Raw genomic sequence first — 12,131 nt, 5'->3', positions numbered from 1 at the left:
TTGTTGTTTTGTATTTACCTCTGCGTGGTGTCTTGTGGGGGGGGTCTCCTTTTCCCCACCCCCCGCCCCCCCCGCCCCGCGGCCGGCGCGCGGCCCCAGGGCGGCCGACACCTATCTCGCAACGGCTCGCTCGATCAATTCGGGCAAGGCTTCGCGGCTCTGGACCGCCAAACTTGTCGATGGTCGCACAATCCAGATCCGTAACCAGCCCATGCCCGATGGCAGTTGGATCGCCACGCATGAGGACATCACTGAACTCCTCGCCAATCGGCAGATCGTCGACGAGCGCATTTCGCTGCAGGCGCTGATCGACTGGGTGCCCGATTATCTCTGGGTCAAGGATACGCAAAGCCGTTTCGTCGTGGTCAACAGCGCCCTTGCGACCGATAGCGGCCGCAACAAGACCAGCGACATGATCGGTTTGACCGATTTTGATCTCCACCCCCCGGAAGTTGCGCGGAAATTTCGCCTGGTCGAGCAGCGCCTGCTCAAGAGCGGACAACCAGTGATCGACGCGGAAGAGTTTGTCGTCGATGCGTCGGGGAACGGCAAATGGCTTTCGTCGACGAAGGTGCCGTTGCGCAATCGCCAAAATGAAATCTTCGGCCTGGTTGGCATCGCCCACGACATTACCGCCCGCAAGCAGGCGGATGTCCTTCGCAGCGGGCAGGCGCAGATCCTCGAAATGATTGCCACGAGCGCGCCGCTGGAGGACGTGCTCGACCGCCTCATGCGCTTCGTCGAGGCTCAGTTGAAGGGGATATTCGGTTCCGTCCTGCTGCTCGACAAGGACGGCATTCATTTGCGTCACGGTGCGGCGCCGGGCCTGGCGAAAGCCTATACGAGCGCCATCGATGGGGCGGCCATCGGTCCCAAGGTGGGATCCTGCGGAACCGCCATCTACCGGCGGGAACCGGTCATTGTTACCGATATTCTGCAGGATCCGCTTTGGGACGATTACCGCGAACTGGCGGCAGCCCATGGCTATCGTTCGTGCTGGTCAACCCCGATCCTGTCGCATCGGGGCGTCGTGTTGGGCGCCTTTGCCATGTATTCGATGACCGTGCGCGAACCCACCCATGCCGAGACCCGCCTGATCGAATTCACCACACACATTGCCGGCATCGCGATCGAGCGCAAATTGGCGGAAGACCAGATCCACTTCATGGCCAACCATGATGCGCTGACCGGCCTGCCCAATCGCGCTTTGCTGGAGGATCGGCTTTCCCAGGCGGTCCTCTACGCGCAGCGATACAATCGCTGGATGACGGTGGTGTTCATCGATCTCGACAATTTCAAACTGGTGAACGATACGTTTGGCCACAATGCCGGCGACGAACTCCTCAAGACCGTCGCCAGCCGTTTGGTTGGATGCGTGAAGGCCACCGACACCGTCGTGCGGCTTGGCGGCGACGAATTTGTCATCGTCCTGTTCGACCAAACCACCAATGTCGATGTGGTCTCGGAAACCCTGCAGACGATCAGGGATGCGATCGCGGAACCGGTTCTTGTCGGAGAGCATCGGCTGAGAACGACGGCCAGCATCGGCATCGCAAATTACCCGAAGGACGGGACCAGCCCGGATACGCTGTTGGCTAATGCCGACGCAGCCATGTATCGCGCCAAGGAATTCGGCCGCGACAATTTCCAGTTCTATGCCCCGGAGTTCAACTCAACGGCACATGAAAAATTCCTGCTTCAGGAGGAATTGCGAAACGCGCTCGCCCGGTCGGAATTCGCTCTGCATTATCAGCCACAGGTGGATCTGCGATCGGGGCAGGTTTTCGCCGTCGAAGCGCTGGTGCGCTGGAACCACCCGACGCGAGGCCTGGTTTCGCCGGCGATGTTCATCCCGACCGCCGAGGAGACCGGGCTGATCGTGCCGCTCGGCGACTGGATCCTGCACGAAGCCTGCCGGCAGAACAAAGTCTGGCAGCGCGCCGGTCTGTCGCCCGTAACCGTCTGCGTCAACGTGTCGGCGCGGCAGTTCCGGGAGAAGAACCTGATCGACCGCGTCGTCAACGCATTGAAGGAAAGCGGCCTGGAGGCGAGGTATCTCGAGCTCGAAGTGACGGAAAGCCTGATCATGCAGGATTTCGAGCTGGCGGTCGCAACGATGAACGGACTGCAAAAGCTCGGCGTGCAGATATCGATCGACGATTTCGGAACAGGCTATTCCAGTCTCAGCGCCCTCAAGACGTTTCCGGTGGCGCGGCTGAAGATCGACAAGTCCTTCATCAACGATCTCGCGACCGACGAGAACGATCAGGCGGTCACCGGCGCCGTGATTTCCCTGGGGCAGAAGTTGAACCTTCGGGTGCTGGCCGAAGGTGTCGAAACGGAAGACCAGGTCGCCTTCCTGCGCAAGAACAATTGCGACGAGGTGCAGGGCAATTATTTCAGCAAACCGCTGTCGGCCGGGGGTATCGGCAAGTTGATCGCGAAAGGCTGACGGCCGGCTCGCGTCGTAGCCGCTGGTCTTTACTTTCCGAGCACCAGGCTCCAGTAGCGGATGGCGCTGTCGCGCCCGTCGCGTACATAGGCGAGGCCGAAGCGGCTGAAATCCGGATCGAGCATGTTGCGGCGGTGGCCGGCCGAATGCATCCAGATGTCGAACAGTTTCTGCTGGTCGAAGCGGCCCTCCGCGATGTTCTCGGCGGCTGCGCCCCGCACGCCATTGTCCTTCATCCGCGAGGCGAAATCCTTTCCCCAGCCCGTCGTGTGGCTCATGCGTTCGCGTGAGGCCATATAGCCGGCCTGCTGCCGAGCGGCCTGCTCGAGCTGGGCGTCCGGCACCAGCGCCGGCAGTCCGGCCGAAGCTCGGATGCCGGCCAGCGTCGCGGTGGCGGAGGACGAGACACCGGCGCCTTCGCCGGTCGGCACCGAGACCGTGCTGCAAGCAGCGAGGCCGGCCATGGCTGCAAGGCCGATCAGCAGTAGGCGCCTGTTTGGTTTTGGACTTGCTGCGCCAGAGCGGGTTTGCGCGAGCGGGTGATTGGTGGTGCAGATCATTGTCATGCCTGCCTGACTTAGCGGCGATCATGGCTTTTGCCGGGCAGGGCTGCGAAAATCTCAATCGCTGGCCTCCGTGCAGGTTCGGCCGGCCGATTCGAATGGGAAGGTCGGCGGCCGATGTAGTCTCGGCGCGCTGCGTCCGATCAGCGTTGCGCGTCGGTCGCCATTTTAAGCGCCAGCCCAGCAAGCACCGTGCCCATCATCCAGCGCTGGATGACCATCCATAGCGGCCGTCCGGCAAGAAAGGTGGCGATCGAACCGGCCGTTACCGCGATGATGGCATTGACGGTCAGGCTGATCGAGATCTGCGTGGCGCCGAGCACCAGAAGCTGCGACAGCACATGGCCCTTGCCCAGCGAGATGAACTGCGGCAGCAGCGACAGATAAAGCACCGCCACCTTGGGGTTGAGGAGATTGGTCATCAGGCCCATCGCGAACAGCTTGCGCGGCCTGTCCTTCGGCAGTTCGCGCACCTGGAATGGTGAGCGCCCGCCGGGCCGCACTGCTTGCCAGGCGAGCCATAGCAGATAGAGCGCGCCGGCAATGCGCAGTGCGTCATAGGCAAACGGCACGGCAAGCAGCAGCGCGGTGATGCCCAGCGCAGCCGATACGACATAGAACAGAAAGCCGGCCGCCACGCCGCCGAGCGAGATCAGCCCGGCCTTGGGGCCTTGCGACAGCGAGCGCGAGATCAGGTAGATCATGTTCGGCCCGGGCGTCAGCACCATGCCCAGGCAGACCAGCGCGAAGGCGAGATGGTTGGCGGTTTCGGGCACGGGCAATCTCCGGGAAGCGGTGACGATACCGAGCACGCGTTTTGACTCACCGCAAGAGCATGATGGCCGGAGACTTTGCGCCAGCGTCGAAAATGTCGAAAGCGGCGAAGCCGTCAATTTCCCCCGCAAGGGGGAAGATCAGCAGCTTCAACCCTCAGCTCACCACGCGCAGGTTCGAGAGCTCGTTGGCGATTTCCTTGAAATTGTCGGACAGCGTGGCGCCGGTCGCGTTCCAGAACAGTTTTGCAGGCTTGCTCGGGTCGGTCGGATCCTTGCGGAAGCGCGAGTCCGATGAGCACGTCTTCAGTGCCTCCATCGCGCTCTTGTCGCCGGCGTCGGTCGTCGACATGTCGAGCGCCACCGTCATCACCATGATGTTGGCCGCCTTGGCGTTGTTGCACAGCGTCGCCATCTGCTCGTTGAGCGCGGCGGTGTAGTTGCTCGACGAATAGTTGAGCTGGCCGATGGCGCTCGACGTGCCGCCGAACAGGCGGGTGACCGCAGTGCCGTTGTAGCCGACGCCGGTATAGCCATAGCCGGCATAGGTCGACTTGTTGCCGGCGGGGTCGGAACTCAACGTCGAATAGGTGTTCTCGCCGTCGGTGAGCACGATGACCACCTTGTCATTGCCTCGTTCCGTCTCAGGACGTCCTCCTGTGAAAGGCTCCGTGCTGGAGACGGTGCGCCAGCCCCAGGCCATGCCTTCCGGCACATTGGTGTTGCCGTTGGGCGTCATCAGGTCGATCGCAGCCTTGATCTTGGTCAGCCCGGCGGCGTTGGCGACGTCGGTCAGCGGTGTGATCGGCGTGGTGGTGCAGCTGTAATTCGGACCGGCACCCGTCCCCAGCACCGGCGCGTTCATCGGCCGTGGCTGGAAATACTTGGCCATGTTGGACTGCCTGGTCTTGCCGGTGGTGCTCGCCGGATCGTCGTTCCACCAGCTGTTGGCCGCGCCATAGGTCTTGGGGGCCACCTCGTCGGGGTCCTGCGTTATGTACCAATGATTGCCCGGCTCGTCTGGCGCGAACATCGGCACGAACATGGTCGCGGGATCGCCGACGCCGGTGCCGGTGTTGTTCGGTCCGCCGGAGGCCGGCGCGTCGTTGACATTATAGGGATAGGGCCGCACTTCGACGCAGCCCTGCCAGCTGGCGAACGGTCCGTATGTGTCGTTGTAGTCGTATTCGTTGTGGCTGTCCGAGCATGTATGATTGGCGCGATATTTGTCGCAGACCACGCGTTTGCTGCCGACGATGCGCTCGTGGCTGGTGACCACCTTCATGTCGCGGTAGAGCGAGAAGCGGGTCAGCATCTGCCCCTCCTGCTCACCCCAGCCAGTGCCTTTCTTGTACCAGATGCCGCCGATCTTCTGGGCATATTTGTCGGCTGCGTTAAGCGTGGACCAGGCGAAATTCTCATTGTGGATGGGCGACAGTCCGTAGGCGTCGATCCACGACGCGTTGTCGTTGCTGGCGCCGACATTGACCGAGGCGGCGAACGGCACAAGGCTGAACTGGACCGGCTTGTCGATCTGCTTGATCATCGCGGCCTGCAAGGCAAGCGTGTCGACGAGCTGCTTGGCGGCTTGCTTGAGAAGGTCGATGCGCTTTTGTCCGGCACCCGTGCCCGTGTTCGACATCGACCCCGAATTGTCGAGCACCATGGCCACTTCCAGCGTGTTCTTCAGCCGGACTTGCGAACACACGGAGTAGGTGACGTTTTCCGACGTCCTGCCGATCAGCATCGCCGCTGCCGGCAGGAAATAGGGCTTGTAGACCAGGCTGGCGCACAGCTTGACGATGCCGCCGCCGGTCGTGCTGCTGGGCAGCGTAACGCTGAGCGTCGTGTCGGCGGGATCGACGTCGTTGAGGTTTGCCTTGAAGAAGTCGAGCGCATAGGCCCGCAACTGGTCGTCGGTGGCGCCTTCCACCAGCCGGCGCGCGGTGGCGAAGTTGGCGGCGTCGAGCGCGTTGACCACCCTCTGCTTCTCGCTGACCACGCCGGTGTAGTCGACGGCCATGGCCACGCCGCCCATCAGTGGCACCATCGCCACAACGGTCATCAGAGCGTAATTGCCGCGGCGGTCACGCCAGAAGTCACGCCGGAATGTGCGCCAGAGTTCACGCATGTGATGTAAGCGGCCCCGCCTGCGGATTCTTCAATGCCGCCACAGTTTCACAAAACGTTGAAGGACGGGTTTGGGAAACTGCTCGATTGCGCGGATAGCGCTTCACCAGGCGCTAACCAAATGCGCCAGCTGCCGAACGCAAAACGCCCCGCCGAGGCGGAGCGCCTTGTTCGAAAGATCGCGCCGATCAGCTGACGATGCGCAGGTTCGACAGTTCGTCGGCGATTTCCTTGAAACTTTGCGACAAGGTGGCGCCGGTCGCGTTCCAGTACAGCTTCGCCGGTTTGCTCGGGTCGGTCGGATCCTTGCGGAAGCGCGAATCCGAGGAGCATTTCTTGAGCGCATCTATGGCAGTCTTTTCCGCCGGCTTGGAACTAACAAGGTCGAGCGAGACGGTCATCAAGAGAATGTTCGAATTCTTCGCATTGGCGCAAAGGGTTTGCATCTGCTCGTCAAGCGCGGCCGTGTAGTTGGTCGCCGTATAGGTTGTCTTGGCGACGGTCGTGTTGACGAACAGGCGGGTCGCAGGCTCCACTGGCTTCGGAAAATTAGGGCCGGTGTAGCCATAGGCGGCGTAGGTCGATCCATTCTTGGCGTAGTTGCTGGTCATGTCGTTGCTGGGGCCGATGCTATAGGTGTTTGCGCCGTCGGTCAGGACGATGACCACTTTGTCGTTGCCTCTTTCGGTGTTCGGCCGGCCTTGCGTAAAAGGCTCGTTGCTCGACACCGTCCGCCAGCCCCAGGCCAGCCCTTCCGGCACGTTGGTGTTGCCCGTCGGGGCCATGGCATTGATGGCATCCGTCAGGATTTTCTTGCCATCGGTGGTGGTTATGTCCTGCAACGGCGTGATCGCGGCGGTCGTGCATGCCGAATTGGGTCCATCATCGGCCGCAGCGGCTGCTGCGTCCCAGGGCTTTGTCAGAAAATACTTGCGCATATCCGCCTGGCGTTTGGGGACAGTCAGCGTGTCGGAATAATCGATCCACCAATTGTTGGCGTAACCCCACGTCGATGTGCTGGTGCGAGTTGTGTCGGTCCAGAAATTGCCAGCTTCGTCCGGCGCGAACATCGGCACGAACATGGTGGCGGGCGTGCCAGTGGTCGGCGACGTGTCGTCGTCATTATAGGGATACGGCCTCGCCTCCACGCAGCCCTTCCAGGCTTCGTATTTGGCGACGACGGAAGTCTTGCAAGTGCCGTTCGAGTTTTTCTTCGTACAGGTCGTTGCCATCATGTCCTGATAGAGGGTGAAACGCGTCATCTCCTTGTCTTTGTCAGTGCCCCAGCCCGTGCCGCGCTGGTAGTAAACGCTGCCTACTTTTTCGATCCATTTGGTGGCATTTGCCGCCGCTGTCATCGTCGACCAATCGAAGTTCTGATGATGGATCGGGGAAATGCCGGTCGTGTCCAGCCACGTCGGCAATGGAGCCGGGGGGATCGGAGCGCCGACATTGACCGACGCAGAAAACGGGACCAGCGAGAACTGCACCGGCTTGGTCACCTGCTTCATTTGTGCGGCCTGGAGCGCCATTGTATTGACAAGCTCGGTCGCGGCCTTCTTGAGCAAATCTATTCGCGGCTGGCCGGTGCCGGAGCCGTTGGTGCTCATAGAGCCGGAATTGTCGAGCACGAGAGACACTTCCAGCGTGTTTTTGAGGCGGATCTCCGAGCATGCCGATGTTGTGACGTCGGCGGCGGTTCTTCCGATCATCATGGCCGCTGCCGGCAGGAAATAGGGGTGGTACGTCAATTCGGCGCACAGCTTCAGCGTGCCACCACCTGCGTTGTTGTTGGGAAGCGTCACCGTCAGGGCCGTATTGGCTGCTTTGACGCGGCCGAGATTGGCTTCGAAGAAATCCTTCGCATAGGCCTTGACTGCCGTGTCGGTCGCCCCGGTGACGATCTGCTGCGCTGTGGCGATCCCGGCGGCATCCAGCGCATTCAGCATGTTCTGCTTTTGGCGCAAGAGATCGGTGTAGTCGATGGCAAGCGCCAGCGCGCCAATCAAGGGCACCATGGTGATCACTGTCATCAAGGCATAGTTGCCGCGTCTGTCGTTCAGAAATCTGCGGATCATGCCTTCAGCACCCCTGCCAGGACCCCAATATCGGTCCGAAGATGCCCACAAAATCGTTAAATTTCAGGTTGCTGAAATGCGTTCAACATAGGCCCATCTTTTCAAGGCTCGTTAACCACTCGGCCCTGGTGATCAGCGGTGCGACATTGTTTCGATAGACCGAAGCTCGGAGAAGGGTGGTTCCTGCCTGTGCAACCTTCGATCAGCCGTTGCGCAACAGCCTGGCAAGTGCCGAAAAGCTGGTGACAGGATGAAACGCTTCGGTTAATGCGGGGCCGGTTGCGGCGGACCGTCGGCTGCAGCTCTCGCAATGATCGTCACAGCAGGTAAACGGCATGGCGGATTCGCCTGATATCATCGGCTCGCTCGCGGATTTGTCGGGCGCCTACTCGGCCATCCTGTGCGATGTCTGGGGCGTGATCCACAATGGCGAATGGCATTTTCCGGCGGCTGCCGAAGCGCTTGCCGCCGCGCGTGCGGCGAAGGTCCCGGTCGTCCTGATCACCAACTCGCCGCGCCGCAATGCCGATGTGGTGGCGCAGATGAATGCGATCGGCGTTCCCGCCGCCGCCTACGACCGCGTCGTGACCTCAGGCGATGTGACCCGCGACCTTATCGCCGAAGGCCCACGAAAAATCTTCCATATCGGCGCCGACCGCGATTTCACCCTCTATGACGGTCTGGACGTCGAGCTCGTCGAGGAGTTCGAGGCCTCCGGCGCGGTCTGCACCGGGCTGTTCGACGACGAGGTGGAAACGCCTGAGGATTACGCCGATCTGCTGCGCCGGCTGCGCGCCAGGAACCTGCCTTTCATCTGCGCCAATCCCGACATCGTGGTCGAACGCGGCGAGCGCATGATCTGGTGCGCCGGCGCCTTGGCGCGCGACTATGCCCAGCTTGGCGGCCGCACGCTGATCGCCGGAAAACCTTATGCGCCGGTCTATGACGTAGCGCTGCGGGAGGTTGCCGTGCTTCTAGGCCGAGACGTCGCGCGCACCGAGGTGCTGGCCATCGGCGACGGCATGATGACCGACGTCAAGGGCGCCGCCGACAACGGCATCGACGTGCTTTACGTCTCGGGCGGCATTCACGCGCGCGACTATGGCGATCCCATGCAGCCGGACCCCGCCAGGCTTGCAGCCTTTCTGCAAAAGCACGGCTACCGGCCGGTCGCCGTCATTCCGAGACTGCGGTAGGGTTGCTGCATGAGCGCAGCTTTCGAACACATTTCAGCAACCGCGCCGCTGCCGCCGCATTTGCGCGGCGGCGTGGTGGCGATCGGCAATTTCGACGGCGTCCATCGCGGCCACCAGGCGGTGCTCGATCGCGCGCTTGCCGAAGCCGGGCGGCGCGGCGTGCCGGCGCTGGTGCTGACCTTCGACCCGCATCCGCGCAAGGTGTTCAGGCCCGATATGCCGCTGTTCGTATTGACGCCGCCGCCGATGAAGGCGCGGCTGCTGTCGCATCTGGGCTTTGCCGCACTCGTCGAACAGCCGTTCACGCGCGCCTTTGCCGGCCTGTCGGCCGAGGCTTTCGTGACCGATGTGCTGGAGACGAACCTCGGCATCACCCATGCCGTCACCGGCTTCGATTTTCACTTCGGCAAGGACCGGCAGGGCGGTCCTGCGTTTCTGATGGCGGCAGGCGAGCGCCATGGTTTCGGCGTCACCCTGGTCGACGCCTTTCGCGACGAGGGCGCCGAGGTGGTGTCGTCGAGCCGTATCCGCGAGCTGCTCTGCGAGGGAGAGGTCGCCGAGGCCGCAGGCCTGCTCGGCTACCGCTTCACCGTCGAAAGCGAAGTGATCGGCGGCCAGCAGCTCGGCCGCACGCTCGGCTTCCCGACAGCCAACATGAGGCTTTCGCCGGAAACGACTCTGAAGGAAGGGATTTATGCCGTCCGCTTTCGCCGCGCCGACGGCACGCTCTATGATGGTGTCGCCAGCTTCGGGCGTCGCCCGACTGTCGACGACAATGGCGCGCCGCTGCTCGAAACCTTCGTCTTCGACTTTGCCGGCGATCTCTATGGCGAGATCTGCGACGTATCGCTCTTCGGCTTTTTGCGTCCCGAGGTGAAGTTCGATGGGCTCGATGGGCTGGTGGCACAAATGAAGCGCGACGAGGCGGAGGCGCGCGCGCTGCTGGCCGGCGTCAGGCCGCTTTCGGATCTGGACGGCGCCATCGCTTTTTGAGCCTTCCGGCCGCTTACCTCTTCAAGCCCTACTTCTTCAACGCCAGTCCGAGAGCGATGAAGCTCCAGCCCTGGAAGATCAGGTCGATGGCCAGGAACAGGCCGAGCACCCACAGGCTGTTGACCGGCCAGCCCATGGCGATGGTCAGCCCCGCCAGCACACTGATCAGGCCCGCCGCGACGACCCAGCCCCAGCCCTTTTCCGGTCGGTGGCTATAGCCGACCCAGGCCCTGAGCGCGCCTGAAGCGACCAGCGCCACCGCCAGCAGCAAGGTCAGCACCGTCGAGGCCAGCAGCGGATTGTCGAAGGCAAAGAAACCGGCAACGGCATAAAGTAGGCCGCTGAGCAGCCAATAGAAGAAGCGACTCCAGGTCTTCACGCCGAAGGCATGCACGATCTCGATGATGCCGGCCATCAGCATCAGCCAGCCCACGACATAGACCGAGGCGACGGTGGCGATGAACAGATTGCCGAAGGCAATGCCGCCGAAGATGAGCAGCAGCACGCCGAGCGCGACGAACCACCCCCATTTGTCCCGTGTCCGGCCGATCGCATCTTTGAGGGTATCACCGTGCAGGGTCATGGCTGCATCTCCTCGAAATCGCCTGGCACCTTGCCGGGAGGTTAGCCCCGGCTGTAGCGGACGTCCAGCCGATGGCGACGGCTAGCAAAACAAACAAAGCGTCGGTGGCTTGAGGTTCGCGCGTACGTGTCAATTTATGGCAGCCCACCCAGTCACAAGGACGAGGACAAGCGTGACGATCGCTCCAGAGACGTAGACGATCGTTCTGACACTGCCACCCTTGGCGGCATTGCCGCCGCGTAGGTAAACCCCCAGGTGAAGCAGGCGTATCGCCACATGAACCCAGACAATGGTCGCCAACGTGGCCGACCCAACGCCAACCATCATGGCCAGCACCGCCGGGACGACAAAAGGCGCCAGCGCCTCGACCGAGTTCATATGCACGCGGTCGATCCTGTAGAGGAGATTGGCGTCGTCGGCCGGGATCACCGGACCGGAAAGCGCTCCGGCAAATCCCTTGGACGAACCCGAGTAAACCGCCAGCGCGACTGACAAAAGACAGAGGATCAGTACACCGAGGATGCTTAGCCAATAGGGTTCCATAATTGTGCTCCTTCAGGTCACCTCGCTGGCAAAAAGATCTTGGAATCGCCTGAGATACAGCGGCCAGCCTCGATCACCGTCAATCCCAAAGCGCACGCCTTCCCAGCCTTCGCCATGACGTTCGAGATTGCGATGCTCGATCTCGACGCGGGTCCGGCTATTCGTCTCCGCCGTAAACCGGACTTCCCACTCGCTGGTCATGTCCGGATTGGTCTCGATCTGCCATTGAGGGCTGATATCCCAACTCAGAAGCAGTCGGTTCGGCGGCTCGTAGGCCAGCACCCGTGCCCAGCGGCACTCGCTGCCATCCACACCGCGGTCGTAGACGTGACCGCCAACGCGGGGTTCGAAGATCGTCTCCGCGATCGGCACCGCAAGCAGGTTATGCTCTTTGGGTTTGAAACTGCCGAAGTCCTCGGTGAAGACCTTGAAGGCATGTGCGATCGGAGCCTCGACAAGGATGGAGTGCCTCACGGGCGGTTGATGTGTGCTCATTCCTGCTCCTTCAAGGGCTGTTCGACGACCACTTTGTAGGCGGCCAAGGTCTTGCTCCAGAACCGGTCGAGTTCGGCGCGCAGGCTGGCCAAGCCTTCCGGTTCGACCCGGTAGATGCGTTGCTTGCCTAGCCGTGTGTTGGCCACGAGGCCGGCGTCCTTGAGCACCTTCAGGTGCTGCGAGACCGCCGGCCGGGTGACAGGAAGCGCACGAGCCAATTCCCCGACCGAACAGGGTTGTTCGACCAGCAGTTCGAAGATCGTCCGCCTGGTCGGGTCGCCAAGCGCTGTCCATCTGTTCATGTTAGTCTGCACTAACGCGAATT

At 61.9% G+C, this 12,131-nt stretch carries 11 protein-coding genes; 3 read left to right on the top strand and 8 right to left on the bottom strand.

What is annotated here, in order from left to right:
• Nucleotides 1-34 precede the first annotated feature (34 nt).
• Entirely contained in the window at nt 35-2,452 is a 2,418-nt protein-coding gene (locus NKI96_RS24215) for an EAL domain-containing protein (RefSeq protein ID WP_352806558.1), read from the top strand.
• 29 nt (nt 2,453-2,481) lie between these two features.
• Here the strand turns inward: NKI96_RS24215 and NKI96_RS24210 are convergent, their stop codons facing one another.
• The 4 genes from NKI96_RS24210 to NKI96_RS24195 all read right to left on the bottom strand — a co-directional run bounded on the left by NKI96_RS24210 (nt 2,482) and on the right by NKI96_RS24195 (nt 7,996).
• Nucleotides 2,482-3,012, bottom strand: coding sequence for a CAP domain-containing protein (locus tag NKI96_RS24210; protein ID WP_023671529.1), 531 nt, complete (start codon nt 3,010-3,012; stop codon nt 2,482-2,484).
• A gap of 146 nt (nt 3,013-3,158) precedes the next feature.
• A complete protein-coding gene (locus tag NKI96_RS24205; protein ID WP_023730458.1) occupies nt 3,159-3,791 on the bottom strand; it encodes a LysE family translocator in 633 nt (210 codons plus the stop codon).
• 154 nt (nt 3,792-3,945) lie between these two features.
• A complete protein-coding gene (locus NKI96_RS24200) occupies nt 3,946-5,919 on the bottom strand; it encodes a pilus assembly protein TadG-related protein (protein WP_352806550.1) in 1,974 nt (657 codons plus the stop codon).
• A 187-nt stretch (nt 5,920-6,106) separates the two neighbouring features.
• Nucleotides 6,107-7,996, bottom strand: a complete 1,890-nt coding sequence (locus tag NKI96_RS24195) for a pilus assembly protein TadG-related protein (RefSeq protein ID WP_352806547.1) — start codon at nt 7,994-7,996, stop codon at nt 6,107-6,109.
• Between the two features lie 335 nt (nt 7,997-8,331).
• On the opposite strand from NKI96_RS24195, the gene NKI96_RS24190 reads away from it, so the two are divergent.
• On the top strand, nt 8,332-9,192 hold the full coding sequence (locus NKI96_RS24190; protein ID WP_023671533.1) for a TIGR01459 family HAD-type hydrolase: 861 nt from the start codon (nt 8,332-8,334) through the stop codon (nt 9,190-9,192).
• A gap of 9 nt (nt 9,193-9,201) precedes the next feature.
• The gene (locus NKI96_RS24185) at nt 9,202-10,185 is read left to right on the top strand and encodes a bifunctional riboflavin kinase/FAD synthetase (RefSeq protein WP_023682976.1); all 984 of its coding nucleotides are present in this window, start codon (nt 9,202-9,204) and stop codon (nt 10,183-10,185) included.
• 28 nt (nt 10,186-10,213) lie between these two features.
• Here the strand turns inward: NKI96_RS24185 and NKI96_RS24180 are convergent, their stop codons facing one another.
• From NKI96_RS24180 to NKI96_RS24165, 4 genes are all read right to left on the bottom strand, one after another.
• Nucleotides 10,214-10,768 carry an HdeD family acid-resistance protein gene (locus NKI96_RS24180; RefSeq protein ID WP_023671535.1) on the bottom strand — a complete coding sequence of 185 codons (555 nt, stop codon included), beginning with the start codon at nt 10,766-10,768 and terminating at the stop codon, nt 10,214-10,216.
• Between the two features lie 129 nt (nt 10,769-10,897).
• Entirely contained in the window at nt 10,898-11,311 is a 414-nt protein-coding gene (locus NKI96_RS24175; protein ID WP_023671536.1) for an MAPEG family protein, read from the bottom strand.
• 12 nt (nt 11,312-11,323) lie between these two features.
• Nucleotides 11,324-11,806, bottom strand: coding sequence for an SRPBCC family protein (locus NKI96_RS24170; protein ID WP_352806545.1), 483 nt, complete (start codon nt 11,804-11,806; stop codon nt 11,324-11,326).
• Nucleotides 11,803-12,108, bottom strand: coding sequence for an ArsR/SmtB family transcription factor (locus NKI96_RS24165; RefSeq protein WP_023689559.1), 306 nt, complete (start codon nt 12,106-12,108; stop codon nt 11,803-11,805). Before NKI96_RS24165 ends, NKI96_RS24170 begins: the two co-directional genes overlap by 4 nt.
• Nucleotides 12,109-12,131: the final 23 nt, after the last annotated feature.

Source organism: Mesorhizobium sp. M0292 (genome assembly GCF_040321695.1).
Lineage (GTDB): Bacteria > Pseudomonadota > Alphaproteobacteria > Rhizobiales > Rhizobiaceae > Mesorhizobium.
Note: the sequence above shows the minus strand (reverse complement) of the source record. Positions and strands in the feature narration are given on the sequence as shown.

Coding starts and splice junctions, on each gene's coding strand:
- NKI96_RS24200 (WP_352806550.1), bottom strand. CDS start 5,919: ATGCGTGAACTCTGGCGCACATTCCGGCGTGACTTCTGGCGTGACCGC.
- NKI96_RS24195 (WP_352806547.1), bottom strand. CDS start 7,996: ATGATCCGCAGATTTCTGAACGACAGACGCGGCAACTATGCCTTGATG.
- NKI96_RS24170 (WP_352806545.1), bottom strand. CDS start 11,806: ATGAGCACACATCAACCGCCCGTGAGGCACTCCATCCTTGTCGAGGCT.
- NKI96_RS24165 (WP_023689559.1), bottom strand. CDS start 12,108: ATGAACAGATGGACAGCGCTTGGCGACCCGACCAGGCGGACGATCTTC.
- NKI96_RS24185 (WP_023682976.1), top strand. CDS start 9,202: ATGAGCGCAGCTTTCGAACACATTTCAGCAACCGCGCCGCTGCCGCCG.
- NKI96_RS24175 (WP_023671536.1), bottom strand. CDS start 11,311: ATGGAACCCTATTGGCTAAGCATCCTCGGTGTACTGATCCTCTGTCTT.
- NKI96_RS24180 (WP_023671535.1), bottom strand. CDS start 10,768: ATGACCCTGCACGGTGATACCCTCAAAGATGCGATCGGCCGGACACGG.
- NKI96_RS24190 (WP_023671533.1), top strand. CDS start 8,332: ATGGCGGATTCGCCTGATATCATCGGCTCGCTCGCGGATTTGTCGGGC.
- NKI96_RS24210 (WP_023671529.1), bottom strand. CDS start 3,012: ATGATCTGCACCACCAATCACCCGCTCGCGCAAACCCGCTCTGGCGCA.